The 15,117-nt window shown below is 69.8% G+C and carries 12 protein-coding genes; 4 read left to right on the top strand and 8 right to left on the bottom strand.

Annotated elements, in window-relative coordinates:
- Positions 1-314: 314 nt before the first annotated feature.
- From guaA to guaB, 8 genes are all read right to left on the bottom strand, one after another.
- On the bottom strand, positions 315-1,901 hold the full coding sequence (guaA, locus tag ASF89_RS03220; RefSeq protein ID WP_055800029.1) for a glutamine-hydrolyzing GMP synthase: 1,587 nt from the start codon (positions 1,899-1,901) through the stop codon (positions 315-317).
- A complete protein-coding gene (locus ASF89_RS03215; protein ID WP_055811993.1) occupies positions 1,898-2,362 on the bottom strand; it encodes a DUF3817 domain-containing protein in 465 nt (154 codons plus the stop codon). Before ASF89_RS03215 ends, guaA begins: the two co-directional genes overlap by 4 nt.
- 63 nt (positions 2,363-2,425) lie before the next feature.
- A complete protein-coding gene (locus tag ASF89_RS03210; protein WP_162236422.1) occupies positions 2,426-3,253 on the bottom strand; it encodes an SURF1 family protein in 828 nt (275 codons plus the stop codon).
- 67 nt (positions 3,254-3,320) lie between these two features.
- Complete coding sequence (locus tag ASF89_RS03205) at positions 3,321-4,829, bottom strand: cation:proton antiporter (protein ID WP_055811990.1); 1,509 nt, start codon at positions 4,827-4,829, stop codon at positions 3,321-3,323.
- 5 nt (positions 4,830-4,834) lie between these two features.
- Positions 4,835-5,365 carry a cation:proton antiporter regulatory subunit gene (locus tag ASF89_RS03200; RefSeq protein WP_055800022.1) on the bottom strand — a complete coding sequence of 177 codons (531 nt, stop codon included), beginning with the start codon at positions 5,363-5,365 and terminating at the stop codon, positions 4,835-4,837.
- A gap of 226 nt (positions 5,366-5,591) precedes the next feature.
- Complete coding sequence (locus ASF89_RS03195) at positions 5,592-7,451, bottom strand: glycerol-3-phosphate dehydrogenase/oxidase (RefSeq protein WP_082489736.1); 1,860 nt, start codon at positions 7,449-7,451, stop codon at positions 5,592-5,594.
- A 115-nt stretch (positions 7,452-7,566) separates the two neighbouring features.
- The gene (locus tag ASF89_RS03190; protein ID WP_055811988.1) at positions 7,567-8,688 is read right to left on the bottom strand and encodes a GuaB3 family IMP dehydrogenase-related protein; all 1,122 of its coding nucleotides are present in this window, start codon (positions 8,686-8,688) and stop codon (positions 7,567-7,569) included.
- A gap of 139 nt (positions 8,689-8,827) precedes the next feature.
- Positions 8,828-10,330, bottom strand: coding sequence for an IMP dehydrogenase (gene guaB, locus ASF89_RS03185; RefSeq protein ID WP_055800015.1), 1,503 nt, complete (start codon positions 10,328-10,330; stop codon positions 8,828-8,830).
- Positions 10,331-10,611: 281 nt separating this feature from the next.
- On the opposite strand from guaB, the gene ASF89_RS03180 reads away from it, so the two are divergent.
- From ASF89_RS03180 to ASF89_RS03165, 4 genes are read left to right on the top strand one after another with little or no spacing between them, the layout of a single operon-like run.
- The gene (locus tag ASF89_RS03180; RefSeq protein ID WP_235476588.1) at positions 10,612-11,979 is read left to right on the top strand and encodes a branched-chain amino acid ABC transporter permease; all 1,368 of its coding nucleotides are present in this window, start codon (positions 10,612-10,614) and stop codon (positions 11,977-11,979) included.
- Between the two features lie 11 nt (positions 11,980-11,990).
- A complete protein-coding gene (locus tag ASF89_RS03175; RefSeq protein WP_055800011.1) occupies positions 11,991-12,977 on the top strand; it encodes a branched-chain amino acid ABC transporter permease in 987 nt (328 codons plus the stop codon).
- Between the two features lie 58 nt (positions 12,978-13,035).
- Positions 13,036-14,100 (top strand): ABC transporter ATP-binding protein, encoded by a 1,065-nt coding sequence (locus ASF89_RS03170; RefSeq protein ID WP_156357433.1) that lies wholly within the window; start codon positions 13,036-13,038, stop codon positions 14,098-14,100.
- A 17-nt stretch (positions 14,101-14,117) separates the two neighbouring features.
- Positions 14,118-14,885 carry an ABC transporter ATP-binding protein gene (locus ASF89_RS03165; RefSeq protein ID WP_055800798.1) on the top strand — a complete coding sequence of 256 codons (768 nt, stop codon included), beginning with the start codon at positions 14,118-14,120 and terminating at the stop codon, positions 14,883-14,885.
- Positions 14,886-15,117 lie beyond the last annotated feature (232 nt).

The raw sequence follows: 15,117 nt of genomic DNA, 5'->3' as shown, positions 1-15,117 counted from the left end.
CCGAGGCGGGGTCCGTTCCGAGAGGAGCGGGCCCCGCTTCCGTATGCGGAGCGAGTGCGTGAAGCGGGTGCGTGAAGCGAGTGCGCGGGCAGCCCGACCCTAGCGACGCTCTCTCGGCGCATCGAGTGGTCGGAGGATGCTCCTCCTGAGCCCGCGACGAGCACGTACGGACCACTCGAGCGGCTCGACATCCGCCTTCTCCGCCGAACGCGGCACAGCGCCCGCCGGACCGACGGAGGACGCCCCTCACGAGACCGTGAGGGGCGTCTTCGGACCGGCCGCGTCGACCGGTCAGACGGGAGCGACGACCGGCGTCACTCCCACTCGATCGTCCCCGGCGGCTTCGACGTGACATCGAGCACGACGCGGTTGACCCCGGCGACCTCGTTCGTGATGCGGTTCGAGATGCGGGCCAGCACGTCGTACGGCAGGCGCGTCCAGTCGGCCGTCATCGCGTCTTCGGACGAGACCGGGCGCAGCACGATCGGGTGACCGTAGGTGCGGCCGTCGCCCTGGACTCCGACCGAGCGGACGTCGGCCAGCAGCACGACGGGGCACTGCCAGATCTCGTCGTCGAGGCCGGCGGCCGTCAGCTCGGCGCGCGCGATGGCGTCGGCGGCGCGCAGCAGCTCGAGGCGCTCGTGCGTCACCTCGCCGACGATGCGGATGCCGAGACCGGGGCCGGGGAACGGCTGGCGACCGACGATGACCTCGGGCAGGCCGAGCTCGCGGCCGATGGCGCGGACCTCGTCTTTGAAGAGCGTGCGCAGCGGCTCGACGAGCTCGAACTGCAGGTCTTCGGGGAGCCCGCCCACGTTGTGGTGACTCTTGATGTTCGCCGTGCCCGTGCCTCCACCGCTCTCGACCACGTCGGGGTAGAGCGTGCCCTGCACGAGGAACTTCACGTCGGACTCGCCGTCGGCGGCGGCTTCGAGCACGAGCGCCTCGGCGGCGCCCTCGAAGCTGCGGATGAACTCGCGCCCGATGATCTTGCGCTTCTGCTCGGGGTCGGTGACACCGGCGAGCGCGTCGAGGAACTGCTGCTCGGCGTCGACCGTCACGAGGCGGACACCGGTCGAGGCGACGTAGTCCTCTTCGACCTGGCGACGCTCGTCGGCACGCAGGAGGCCGTGGTCGACGAAGACGCAGATCAGCTGATCACCGACGGCCTCGTGCACGATCGCCGCAGCGACGGCCGAGTCGACCCCGCCCGAGAGACCGCAGATGACGCGCGAGTCGCCGACCTGGGCGCGGATGCGCGCGACCTGCTCGGCGATGACGTTGCCGCTGTTCCAGTCGGCGGGGATGCCCGCGGCACGGTGCAGGAAGTTCTCGAGCACGGCCTGGCCGAACGACGAGTGCTTGACCTCGGGGTGCCACTGCACGCCGTACAGCTTGCGCGCGTCGCTCGAGAACGCCGCGACGGGGGTCGATGCGCTCGAGGCGAGCACGTCGAAGCCCTCGGGGGCCTTCGAGACGGAGTCGCCGTGGCTCATCCAGGTGGTCTGCTCGAGCGGCTGACCCGAGAGCAGCGTGCTCTCGCCCGGCACCAGCGTGACGTCGGTCGCGCCGTATTCGCGCTGCCCGGTCTGCGAGACCTCGCCGCCGAGCGCCTTGGCCATCGCCTGGAAGCCGTAGCAGATGCCCAGCACGGGCACGTCGAGATCGAGGATCGCAGGGTCGAGACCGGGCGCACCCTCTTCGTAGACGCTCGACGGTCCGCCGCTCAGCACGATGCCGACCGGGTTCTTCGCCGCGATCTCGGCTGCGGTGATCGTGTGCGGCACGATCTCGGAGTAGACGTTGGCCTCGCGCACGCGTCGGGCGATCAGCTGCGCGTACTGCGCCCCGAAGTCGACGACGAGCACGGGGCTCTGGGCGGTCTCGGTGGCTTCTGTCACGCGGATGCTCCCTGGGGCTTCGGGGTGGTCTGGTCGGGTCTGTTCGGCGCGTCGGCCACGAGTGCGGTGTGCTCGCGCAGCGCCAGCTTCGTCATGCGGCTCTCGACGAAGAACGACAGCAGGGGCACGACACCGCCGAGCGCGATGATGAGGAACCGCGAGAACGGCCACCGCATCAGGCTCCAGAGGCGGAAGTCGGCGAAGAGGTAGACGACGTACAGCCAGCCGTGCGCGATGAGGATCGCCGTCGACAGGTTGAACCCGGTGGTGATGGAGTCCTTCGGGACGAGGAACCCGCCCTCGCCGCCGAGCTGCATCTCGAGCTGCAGAGGCGTGTACTTGAACACCATCTCGAAGATGAGCAGCAGCAGCATCACGCCGGTGACGTACGCCGCGATGCGATAGAACTTCACCGCACCCGGGATCTTCGGGATGTCGCGTTGCCGGGGCTTGGGAGGCATGGCGTCGATTCTACTCGGGGGCGACCGGCCCGAGAGTCGCCGAGGAGGCGCGGGCCGGGTGGGTCAGGAGGTCGCGTCGGCCTCGAGGCGGGCCTCTTCGGCTTCGTCGATCTCGCGCTCGAAGGCGTCGCGCACGAGACGGAACCAGAGGAAGATCGCGAAGCCGGCGAAGACGACCCACTCGATGGCGTAGAAGATGTTCAGCCAGTTCAGCGACACGTCGGAGTCGGGGGCGGGCGAGTCGATGGCCTCGAGGGCGCCCCAGCTGTCGGCCGCCACCACGTAGCCGCCGTAGACGTCGCCGTCGAAGCCGCTCCACTCGTTGACGAGGGCGGCGAGCGACACGACCGTCTCGCGCCCGCCCTCGAAGTCGCCGTCGGAGGGCGCCTCGCTCGGCGAGTACCGGCCCGTCAGGGTCAGCTCGGTGCCGACGGGCACGTCGGAGACGGCCTCGGTCGCATCGGACTCGTCGGACGACCAGCCGAGGGCGACGGCGGCCGAGGCCCCGGTGGAGTCGTCGACGAAGCGTCCGATCAGCCAGTAGCCGAGCTCGCCGTCGTTGACGCGATCGGAGATCACGCGGAAGTCGTCGGGCGCGAACTCGCCCGTCACGCTGACCATCTGACCGCCGACCCTGTCGTAGAACGGGGTCTGCGGCTCGGTGACGTCGGACAGCACCTTGACCGTCTCGGTCTCCGGGTTGGCGACCTGACCGCTCTCGATGCTGCGCTCGAGCTGCCAGTGGCCGAGCCAGGCGAAGATGCCCGAGATGACCAGCGACAGGGCGAGCATCGCGATCCATCGACCCCGGCGGGCCACCTGCCACATGGTCTCGGGCAGCGGCGAGCCGTCGGGACCGGTCGTCAGGGGACGTTCGTCGGTGCGGCTCACGAACGGCATCGTACCGTCGCGTGCCGGTGACCCCGCTGGGTGCGCGAGCCGAGGAGGCGCGGGTCGATCAGTACTCCGGGTCGCGTGGTCGCGTGGCCCGCTGGTCGGACTGCTGCCCGGCCTGATCCGCCCAGAGGGCCGCCTCGGCGGCGTCCATCTCGTCGAGGTCGTCGAGGTCGTCGTCGCCTGCATCGGACGCGGCATCGGCGGCGCCCGCGTCGAGACGGCGGTCCGCCGCGGTCGAGACCGGCACCGCGCGACGGCGGCGGTCGTCCTCGTCGGCCGGTGACCCGTCGCCCGTCGCGTCGTCGTCCGCTCCGGCGAGCGCCGCCTCCATCAGGGCGATCTCGTCGGTGCCGCGAGCGGCCTTCTCGCGGCGGCGCCTCTCGATCGCCTCCTGCTCGGCGCGCTTGCGCGAACGCAGCAGGACTCCCCCGATGCGCTCCGAGTTCGATGCGAGCAGGGGGCCGATGACGGCCATGAGCAGCACGTAGAGACCGGCGAAGGGCTGCAGCCGCTCGTCGAGCCCAGCGCCCATGGACAACGTGGCGAGGATGAGCGCGAACTCGCCCCGGTTCTGCAGGATCGCCGCCGTGTTGATGCCCGCCTGAGGGCCGAGCTTGTTGAGCCACGCCACGAACTGCCCGGCGATGATGTTGAGCCCCACCGTGATGCCGATGGCGATCGCCACCGGGCCGAGGACGGTCGGGAACAGCGCCGGGTTCAGCCCGAGACCGAAGTTCAAGAAGAAGAACGCGCCGAACACGTCGCGCATGGGCAACGCGAACTGCTCGATGCGGTTGCGGTAGCGGGTCGCCCCGGCGATGAGGCCGATGAGGAACGCGCCGATGGCGTCGGTGACGCCCAGCACCTCGCCGAGACCGCCGAACAGGACGGCGAGACCGAAGAACAGCACCGTGAAGAGCTCGTCGTCCTTGGTGCGCATGAGCCGCGACACGACCCTGCCGCCCCACCGGGCGATCGAGAACATGACGACGAGGAACGCGAAGGCGATGACCAGCTTGAGGATCACCGGCCCCGGGTCGGTCTCGCCGCTCAGCACGACCGACACGATGGCCAGGTAGACGGCGATGAAGATGTCCTCGACGACGGTCACGCCCAGGATCATCGGCGTCTCGCGGTTGGCCAGCCGGTTGAGCTCGATCAGCAGCTTCGTCACGATCGCACTCGACGACGTCGCCGTCATACCGGCGATGATCAGGGCCTCGCGGGTGCCCCAGCCCAGCATGAAGCCGAAGACGAGCCCGACGCCCATGTTGACGAGGATGTAGCTGCCTCCGGACACGATCAGCCGCCCGGCGTTCGAGAAGAACTCGTCCTGGTCGAACTCGAGACCGAGGTTGAACAGCAGCAGGATCAACCCGAAGATGGCGATCAGCTCGATGCTGTCGGACTCGAAGCTGAGCGGGAACCAGCCGGTGTTCGTGCTCGCCAGCAGCCCCACCAGCATGTAGACGGGGATCGACGGCAGGCCGATGAGCTTGCCGGCCCGGCCCAGCACGTACGCGAGCAGCAGGAGGATGCCGAGGACGATCAGCTCTTCACCCAGGTGCACGGGCGTCAGCCCCCGGGGGGAGCGTCGACCGGCGAACGGTGCTTGAGCTCGCCGGTGCGGTAGAACGAGAAGGCCTTGGCGACCTTCTCAGGGGACCCGGCGACCACGAGCGTGTCACCGGGGAAGACCTTGAAGTCGCCCGAGGGGGCGGGGTTGGCGGCGTCGCCGCGGACGACGGCGACGACGGTCAGCCCGACCACGCCGCGCGCACCCAGGTCGCCGAGCGGCTGCCCGGCGATGTGGTCGTCGTAGTCGACCGTGAACCAGTCGATGCTGAGACCCGGGATCTGGTCGAGCGCCGACAGCGACTCCGTGATGCGGGTGCCGCCGAGCAGCTCGGCCAGCGTGTGCGCCTCGTCTTCGCTGAGGCGCAGCGAGACCTTCGTGACGTCGGCCCCGTCGGCCTCGTCGCTGAACGTGATCAGATCGCTGTGACCCGAGCGGTGCGTGATCACACCGCATTTGCCGCCGTCGTCGGTGATGAAGGTGTGCAGCACCCCGACGCCGGGGAGCTTGACTCGACGCACGTCAACCATGGTTCGTCTCCAGTGGATTCGGGGGCAGTCGTCTCAGCCTAGCGTCGGGCGCCGACGCCCGGACCGGGCTGCTCATGGTGGTCACAACCGCGCCCCGCGGCGCTTTGTTCCCGGCCCGTCGGCCGGTGGCGGGCGCCCGACGGGGCCGTGCCGGACGCCGCGGACGGCAGGAGGCGCGGTGCCGGTCGGACCGTCACCGCGCCTCCTGCACGCCCCCTCGAGCGGCTCAGCCGGCCGTGCCGCCCGGTCGCTCGGCGGACGTGTCGTCGCCTGGTGTGCCGGCCGGCTCGACGACGTCCTCGTCGGCCTTCGGGGCACCGCCCTGATCGGCGCCGGGGACGATCATGTCGTCCTCTTCGAAGCCGAAGGCGATGTCCGGAGCCTCGAGGCGCACCCGGTCGGCGGACTCGTCGTCGGGCTCGAGCTGACTGGCGCGCTCGGCCGCCACGCGCTTCAGGTAGTTCGCGACCTCGGCCTCGGCCTCGTCGTCGCTCCAGCCGAGCACGCCGGCCATGAGCCGGGCCGCGACGGGCGCCGCGGACTCGCCGCGGTCCCACGCCTCGATCGAGATGCGGGTGCGTCGCGCCAGGACGTCCTCGAGGTGCAGGGCGCTCTCGTGGCTGGCCGCGTAGACGACCTCGGCACGGATGTAGTCGTCCGCCCCGGGCAGCGGTTCGGCGAGCGACGGGTCGTCGCGGATCAGGTCGAGCAGCTCGTCGGTGAGCGTGCCGTAGCGGTTCAGCAGGTGCTCGATGCGCACCTTGTGCACGCCGAAGGCCTTCGCGATCCTGCCCCGCTTGTTCCACGCCGCGTGATACCCCTCGGCGCCGACCAGCGGGATCTCCATCGTCGTGCTCTCGGGGATGCGGCCGTCGAGCGCCGCCACCGCCTCGTCGATGGCGTCCTCCGCCATGACCCGGTACGTGGTCCACTTGCCGCCGGCCACCACGACGAGGCCGGGCACGGTGTGAGCGACGATGTGCTCACGGGACAGCTTCGACGTCTGGTCCGACTCGCCCGCCAGCAGGGGACGCAGACCCGCGTACACGCCCTCCACGTCGTCGCGGGTGAGGGGAACGGCCATGACGCGGTTCACGTGCTCGAGGATGTAGTCGATGTCGGCGGCCGTCGCCGCCGGGTGGGCCTTGTCGAGATCCCAGTCGGTGTCGGTCGTGCCGACCAGCCAGTGACGACCCCACGGGATCACGAACAGCACGCTCTTCTCGGTGCGGAAGATCATGCCCATGTCGGAGTGGATGCGATCGCGGGGCACCACCAGGTGCACGCCCTTCGACGCCCGCACCTTGAACTGGCCCCGCTCGCCGACCATGGCCTGCGTGTCGTCCGTCCAGACGCCGGTCGCGTTGACGACCTGCTTGGCGCGGATCTCGAAGTGCTCGCCCGTCTGGTAGTCGTGGGCCTTCACGCCGACCACGCGCTCGCCCACCTTCACGAAGCCCTCGACCCGGATGCGGCTCGCCGCGTGAGCGCCGTAGGCCGAGGCGGTGCGGACCAGCGACGAGACGTACCTCGCGTCGTCGACCTGGGCGTCGTAGTACGTCAGACCACCGACGACGGCGTCTTTCGACAGGCTCGGGATCGCCCGCATCACCTGCGTCTTGCTCAGGTGCCGGTGGTGGGGCACCCCGGGCGGGCGCCCGCCCGTCCAGCTGAAGATGTCGTAGAGCGCCATGCCCGCGCCGATGTAGAACCGCTCGTAGACCGGCTTGCTCAGCGGGTACAGGAACCGCACCGGCTTGACCAGGTGCGGCGCGAGCCGCTGCAGCAGCAGCCCGCGTTCGATGAGGGCCTCGCGCACGAGCCGGAAGTTGAGCTGCTCGAGGTAGCGGATCCCGCCGTGCACCAGCTTCGACGACCGGCTCGACGTGCCCGAGCCCCAGTCGCGGGCCTCGACGATGCCGACGCTGAGACCGCGGGTCACGGCATCGAGGGCCGAGCCGGCGCCGACGATGCCGCCGCCGATGACGAGGATGTCGAGCTCTCTGGTCTTCATCACCTCGACGGCGGCCGCCCGTTCGTCGGGGCCGAGCTTCGTCGAGAGCGAAACGGACGCGGACCTGGCCATGCGAGCCTCCATCGTTGGATCGGAACCGGGACGCTCGTCGCGTCCACGGGTCCATCCAACGCCCCCACGGCCGAGCCCGCCATGAGGCGGCGCTCAGCTGGGGACGACCGACCGGCTAGTGCGGCTGGTAGGGGGCGACGACGACCTCGCTGCGCTGGAACTCCTTGAGGTCGCTGTATCCGGTGGTGGCCATCGACCGCCGGAGGGCCCCGATGAGGTTGGCCTGGCCGTCGACCGTCTCGGCCGGGCCGTAGAGGATCTTCTCGAGGGTGCCTACCTGGCCCACGTCCACTCGACGCCCGCGGGGCAGCTCGGGGTGGTGCGCCTCGGCGCCCCAGTGGAACCCGCCGCCGGGGACATCGGTGGCTCGCGCCAGCGCTGCCCCGAGCATGACGGCGTCGGCGCCGCAGGCGACGGCCTTGACGATGTCGCCCGAGGTGCCGAGACCGCCGTCGGCGATGACGTGCACGTACCGCCCTCCCGACTCGTCGAGGTAGTCGCGACGCGCACCCGCGACGTCCGCGATCGCGGTCGCCATGGGCGCGTGGATGCCCAGGGAGGCGCGGGTCGTCGAGGCGGCGCCGCCCCCGAACCCGACGAGCACGCCCGCAGCCCCCGTGCGCATGAGGTGCAGCGCCGACGTGTACGTCGAAGCGCCGCCCACGATGACCGGCACGTCGAGCTCGTAGATGAACTTCTTGAGGTTCAGCGGCTCGGTCGTCTTCGACACGTGCTCGGCCGACACGGTCGTGCCGCGGATGACGAAGATGTCGACACCGGCGTCGACGACCGTCTGGTAGAGGTCCTGCGTGCGCTGCGGGCTCAGCGAGCCGGCGACGGCGACGCCCGCCGCACGGATCTCGGCCAGACGGGCCGTGACCAGCTCGGGCTTGATCGGCTCGGCGTAGATCTGCTGCATGCGCGCGATCGTCTCGGCCTCGGGGAGGTCGCGGATCTCGGCGAGCACCGCCTCCGGGTCGTCGTAACGGGTCCAGACGCCCTCGAGGTCGAGCACCCCGAGACCACCGAGCTGCCCGATGCGGATCGCCGTGGCCGGGCTGACCACCGAGTCCATGGGCGCCGCGATGATCGGCGACTCGAACGTGAACGCGTCGATCGACCAGCTCACGGAGACGTCGCGCGGGTCGCGCGTCCGCCGGCTCGGGACGATCGCGATGTCGTCGAACGCGTACGCGCGGCGGGCACGCTTGGATACGCCGATCTCTACCTCAGTCACCGGGCCACCCTACCGGAGGCGAGCACCCCGCCCCCGGCCGGGTCGGCCGCGACGCAGCCGAAGAGGGACGTGGTGTCGCCGGGCCCGGCGGCATCACGTCCCTCTTCGCGCAGAACATCCGGCCGCGCGCCGGCGACGGCTAGCGACGGTAGTTGGGCGCCTCGACGACCATCTGGAGGTCGTGCGGGTGGCTCTCCTTCAGGCCGGCCGCGGTGATGCGGACGAACCTGCCCTTCGCCTTGAGCTCGTCGACGGTGCGGCCGCCGACGTAGAACATCGACTGACGCAGGCCGCCGGTCAGCTGGTACACGACGTTGCCGAGCGCCCCGCGGTAGGGCACCTGTCCTTCGACGCCTTCGGGGATGAGCTTGTCATCGGAGGGGACGTCCGCCTGGAAGTAGCGGTCCTTCGAATACGACGTGTTCTTGCCGCGGGTCTGCATCGCACCGAGCGAGCCCATGCCGCGGTAGTTCTTGAACTGCTTGCCGCCGACGAACACCAGGTCGCCCGGGCTCTCGTCGCAGCCGGCCAGCAGCGAGCCGAGCATCACCGTGTCGGCCCCCGCGACCAGCGCCTTGGCGATGTCGCCCGAGTACTGCAGACCGCCGTCGGCGATGACCGGCACGCCGACCTCGCGCGCCGCCAGCGACGCCTCGTAGACGGCCGTGACCTGGGGCACGCCGACACCCGAGACGACGCGGGTGGTGCAGATCGAGCCGGGGCCGACGCCCACCTTGATCGCGTCGGCTCCGGCCTCGATGAGCGCCTCGGCACCCGAACGGGTCGCGACGTTGCCGCCGATCACGTCGATGGCGGCGAACGTCGGATCGGCCTTGATGCGGCGGATCATGTCGAGCTCGCCGGTGCTCTCGCCGTTGGCGGTGTCGACCACGAGCACGTCGACGCCCGCGTCGCGCAGGGCGCAGGCGCGCTCCCACGCGTCGCCGAAGAAGCCGATCGCGGCGCCGACGCGCAGACGACCCTCGTCGTCCTTCGTGGCGTCGGGGTACTTCTCGCTCTTGTCGAAGTCCTTGACCGTGATGAGACCGCGCAGCTTGCCGTCGGCGTCGACGAGGGGCAGCTTCTCGATCTTGTGCTCGGCGAAGATCGCGATCGCCGAGTCGGGGTCGACGCCCTCGGGGGCCGTGATGAGCGGGGCCGAGGTCATGACGTCGCGGACGAGCGTCGTCTGCATCTCGAACGTCGACACGAAGCGCATGTCGCGGTTGGTGATGATGCCGACGAGGGTGCCGTCGGACTCGACGACCGGCAGACCCGAGACGCGGAACTGACCGCACAGCGCGTCGACCTCCGCGACGGTCGCGTCGGGGCTCGTGGTGACCGGGTTGGTGATCATGCCCGACTCGCTGCGCTTGACCTTGTCGACGTGCGCCGCCTGGTCGGCGATCGAGAGGTTGCGGTGGATGATGCCGATGCCGCCCTGGCGCGCCATGGCGATGGCCATGCGCGACTCGGTGACGGTGTCCATCGCGGCCGAGAGCAGCGGCACGGCCACGCGGATGCGCTTGGTCAGCCGCGACGAGGTGTCGGCCTCGCTCGGGATCACGTCGGTGCGCCCGGGGAGGAGCATGACGTCGTCGTACGTGAGTCCGATGAATCCGAACGGATCCGGCTGGTCCATGAGTCCCCTTCGAAGGAGCGAGTGGTGGGCGGTGGAGCACCGGAGCGCCGTCGACCGCCGGTAGTCGATGTTAACCCGCCCCGCACCTCCTGCATTCCGGGTCCCGACGGCCGCAGACGGCCGAGGAGGCGCGAAAAGGTCACAGAACAGCGACGATTTTTCGACTCTTGCCTGTGTCGTGCGCGAAACATGGCCGACACACGGCGAAAGTAGCGTCACCAACGACGGTAGCCAGCGGCACCCGGGGCATCGCCCCGACTGGCACCTGTCCAGGAGGTTCCGTGAAACCCGACACGACCATCGCACCGCCGACACCGTTGCGGCCTGCCCTGTTCGTCACAGTCCTGACGCTGCTGCTCGCACTGGCCGGCGCCTTCCTGTCCGTGATGATCGCCCCCGAGCCCGCACGGGCCCAGGGCGGGGCGACCGCATCGTGTGCCGTCGACGCCGACACCGCCTGCATCCAGGGCAGCATCCGGACATCCGAGGGCGAGCCCGCCAGCGGCGTCGTCCTCACCGTGACGGGCCCCGGCGGCTTCGAGGGAACGGCGGAGGTCGACGGCACCGGCCGCTGGGCCCTCCCCGTCACCGAGGGCGGCCAGTACACCGTCGCCCTCGACACCGACTCGCTGCCCGACGGCGAGTTCCTGACGAACGCCGAGCAGGACGAGCGCATGGTCAACGCCACGCTCGGCGCCAACGCCGGCGTGATCTTCCAGCTCAGCGCGACCGAGGGCGCCACCACCGGCGACACCGCCGCGGCGTTCAACTGGGAGCGCGTCGGGCAGCAGCTCGCCTCGGGCATCCGCCTCGGTCTGCTGCTCGCACTGGCGGCCATCGGCCTGTCGCTCATCTACGGCACGACCGGTCTCAGCAGCTTCTCGCACGGCGAGCAGGTGACCCTCGGCGGTCTGCTGGCGTACGTCTTCGCCAACCAGCTCGGCATGAACATCTTCCTGGCCGCGATGCTCACCGTCGTGCTCTGCGCGGCGACCGGGTTCATCCAGGACTGGGCGATCTGGAAGCCCCTCCGACGGCGGGGGTTGAGTCTGACCCAGTTGATGATCGTCACCATCGGCCTCTCGATCGCGCTGCAGTACGCGTTCCAGTACTTCTTCGGCGCGGCGACCGTCCGCATCCAGACAGCGAACCCCTCGACGGTCACCCTGGCGGGCATCACCCTCACGGTGCAGTCGTACGTGGCCATGGGCGTCTCGATCGTCGTGCTGGTGCTGACCGGCCTGTTCCTGACGAAGACGCGCACCGGTCGCGCGACGCGCGCCGTCTCGGACAACCCGGCCCTCGCCGCCGCCTCGGGCATCGACGTCGACCGCATCATCCGCCTCGTGTGGACGGTCGCGGCGGGTCTCGCCGGCCTCTCGGGCGTCATGCTCGGCCTCGTGCTGAACGGCGTCAACTGGATGACGGGTCTGCAGATCCTGCTGCTCATGTTCGCCGCCGTGACACTCGGCGGGCTCGGGACGTCGTTCGGCGCCCTCGCGGGCTCGCTCATCATCGGCGTCATCGTCGAACTGACCAACCTGGTCCTGCCGGGTGACTTCAAGTACGCCACCGCGCTGCTGATCCTGATCGTGATCCTGCTGTTCCGGCCGCAGGGCATCTTCGGTCGCGCCGAGCGGATCGGTTAAGGGGACTACTCATGGACTACGTCATCTCTCTGCTCCGTGCCCTCACCGGCGAGGCGCTCGCGCCCACCACGGCGGCCTTCGCCCTCGCGGCCATCGGCCTCAACATCCACTTCGGCTTCACCGGGCTGATCAACATGGGCCAGGCGGCCTTCCTCCTGGTCGGCGCCTACGGATTCGCCATCTCGCTGACCAGCGGACTCCCCATCGGGGTCGCCGTCCTGATCGGTCTGCTCTGCGGTGTGATCTTCGCGCTGATCCTCGGCGTCCCGACGCTGAAGCTCCGCGGCGACTACCTGGCGATCGTGACGATCTGCGCGGCGGAGATCATCCGGATGGTCGGCAGATCGAGCATCCTGACCGACGTCACCGGCGGCTCCAACGGCATCACCGGCTCGTCGTACCGCGACGCCTTCACCGCGCTCTCGCCGCTGCCCGACGGTCAGACCACGATCCTGTGGTTCACCTACGACAACAACGGCGTCAGCGGCTGGTGGATCCGCATCGTCGCCTGGGGCCTCGTCGCGCTGCTCTGCGTCATCGTGTTCCTGCTCAGCCGCAGCCCCTGGGGTCGCGTGCTGAAGGGAATCCGCGAGGACGAGGACGCCGTGCGCAGCCTCGGCAAGAACGTCTTCTCGTACAAGATGCAGGCGCTCGTCTTCGGCGGTGTGATCGGCTCGCTCGCCGGGATCATCTACGTGCTGCCCTCGTCGGTCCAGCCCGACGCCCTCGGCCGCTCGACGACCTTCTTCATCTGGACGGCCCTGCTGCTCGGTGGTGCCGCGACGGTCTTCGGACCGGTGCTCGGAGCGGTGCTGTTCTTCTCCGTCCGGCTGCTGATCCGCACCCTGGCCGGCGACTTCATCCCCGCGAGCATCATGAGCAACCAACAGGCCGACCAGTTCTCGTACGTGCTCGTCGGCGTCGCCCTCATGTGCCTGATCATCTTCAGGCCACAGGGGATCCTCGGTAACAAGAAGGAGCTGTCGTTCAGTGTCTGAGACAACCACGACCGGTGGCCGGGCCCGCAAGGCCGGCTACGACTACGACCGCGACGCCCTGCGCAGCAAGCTGACCGGCGTCGACCGCACGCCCGGCTCCTCGAAGCCCGACCCCATCCTGACCGTCGACAACGTCGTGCGTCGCTTCGGCGGCATGACCGCCGTCGACGTCGGACACGTGGAGGTGCAGCGCGGCGCGATCACGGCGCTGATCGGCCCGAACGGGGCCGGCAAGACGACCTTCTTCAACCTGCTGACCGGCTTCGACAAGGCCTCCTCCGCCCCCACCGCGTTCAGCCGCGGCGAGGGGACCGCCAAGTGGGTCTTCGACGGCAAGCCGATGGGCAACGTCGGCGCCGCCAAGGTCGCCCGGGCGGGCATGGTGCGCACGTTCCAGCTGACGAAGGCGCTGTCGCGTCTGACCGTGATGCAGAACATGCTGCTCGGCGCACGCGACCAGCCCGGCGAGAACTTCTTCATCGGCATCATCCCGCCGCTCTGGAAGGCCCGCGAGCGCGAGATCACGGCCAAGGCCGAGGACCTCCTCAAGCGCTTCAAGCTCCACGAGAAGAAGGACGACTACGCCGGCAGCCTCTCCGGCGGCCAGCGGAAGCTGCTCGAGATGGCCCGCGCCCTCATGAGCGACCCCGAGATGATCATGCTCGACGAGCCCATGGCCGGCGTGAACCCGGCCCTGACGCAGTCGCTGCTCGGTCACATCCAGAGCCTGCGCGACGAGGGCACCACCGTGCTCTTCGTCGAGCACGACATGCACATGGTCCGCCACATCTCGGACTGGGTGATCGTCATGGCCGAGGGCAAGGTCGTGGCCGAAGGTCCCGCCGACACCGTCATGGACGACCAGGCCGTCATCGACGCCTACCTGGGCGCGCACCACGACACCGACCTGGGCGACGACTCGCTGCTCACCGACGCCGTGCTCGAGGAGCTCGAGCAGGAGGTGGCCGCCGAGGACGCGGCCCGCGCGGACGACACGACCGGCGCCTCCTCGGCCACCGGCGGCGGAGTCCCCGGACGCGACCTGCCCGGTTCGCCCGACCCCTCGACCCCGACCGCCACGAACGCGGCGGACGACCAGCAGACCGGAGACAAGAAGGCATGAGCGCCTCGACCACCCAGATGCACCCGGGAACCGAGAAGTTCGCGGGCATCGAACCGATCATGAACGCCAGCGACCTCGTGGCGGGCTACCTGCCCGGGGTCAACATCCTCAACGGCTGCGACCTCGTCTGCTACCCCGGCGAGCTCATCGGCATCATCGGCCCGAACGGCGCCGGCAAGTCGACGCTGCTGAAGGCCCTGTTCGGCCTCGTCAAGATCCACTCGGGCGGCGTCACGCTCGGCGGCGAGGACATCACGAACCTGAAGGCCAACAAGCTCGTCCAGGCCGGCGTCGGGTTCGTGCCGCAGACGAACAACGTGTTCCCGTCGCTCACCATCGAGGAGAACCTGCAGATGGGGATGTTCCTCCGCCCCAAGAAGTTCGCCGAGCGACTCGAGTACATCTACGATCTGTTCCCCGTGCTCGGCGACCGTCGCGGCCAGCGCGCCGGCTCCCTCTCGGGCGGCGAGCGCCAGTCGGTCGCCATGGCGCGCGCGCTGATGATGGACCCGAAGGTGCTGCTGCTCGACGAGCCGTCGGCCGGCCTGTCGCCCGTCCGCCAGGACGAGACGTTCATCCGCACCCGTCGCATCAACAAGGCTGGCGTCTCGGTCATCATGGTCGAGCAGAACGCCCGCCGCTGCCTGCAGATCTGCGACCGCGGCTACGTGCTCGACCAGGGCCGCAACGCCTACTCGGGCACCGGACGCGAGCTCGCGGACGACCCGAAGGTGATCGAGCTGTACCTCGGCACGCTCGCGAAGGACGTCGACGAGTCGCACTGACGCCGACGCGACACCCGCATCGCCCCGGAGGCCCCGCACGCTCGACGTGCGGGGCCTCCGTCGTGCCGTGGTGCTCGCGTCGTGCGGGGCTCGCGTAGTGCTGGCTCGCGCCGTGCGGGCTCGCGCCGTGCGGGGCTCGCGTAGTGCTGGCTCGCGCCGTGCCGGGCTCGCGTCGTGCGGGCGGCATCATCCCGCCCCGCGACCCGGGGTGGTCAGAAGATGTCCTTCCAGA

The organism is Frigoribacterium sp. Leaf172 (assembly GCF_001424285.1).
GTDB lineage: Bacteria > Actinomycetota > Actinomycetes > Actinomycetales > Microbacteriaceae > Frigoribacterium.
This window is presented reverse-complemented; position numbering and strand designations above follow the sequence as displayed.

Bases quoted from the DNA above. Each gene is read 5' to 3' on its own strand.
- ASF89_RS03215 (WP_055811993.1), bottom strand. From the start codon at position 2,362: ATGCCTCCCAAGCCCCGGCAACGCGACATCCCGAAGATCCCGGGTGCG.
- ASF89_RS03195 (WP_082489736.1), bottom strand. From the start codon at position 7,451: ATGGCCAGGTCCGCGTCCGTTTCGCTCTCGACGAAGCTCGGCCCCGAC.
- ASF89_RS03200 (WP_055800022.1), bottom strand. From the start codon at position 5,365: ATGGTTGACGTGCGTCGAGTCAAGCTCCCCGGCGTCGGGGTGCTGCAC.
- guaB (WP_055800015.1), bottom strand. From the start codon at position 10,330: ATGGACCAGCCGGATCCGTTCGGATTCATCGGACTCACGTACGACGAC.
- ASF89_RS03165 (WP_055800798.1), top strand. From the start codon at position 14,118: ATGCACCCGGGAACCGAGAAGTTCGCGGGCATCGAACCGATCATGAAC.
- ASF89_RS03175 (WP_055800011.1), top strand. From the start codon at position 11,991: ATGGACTACGTCATCTCTCTGCTCCGTGCCCTCACCGGCGAGGCGCTC.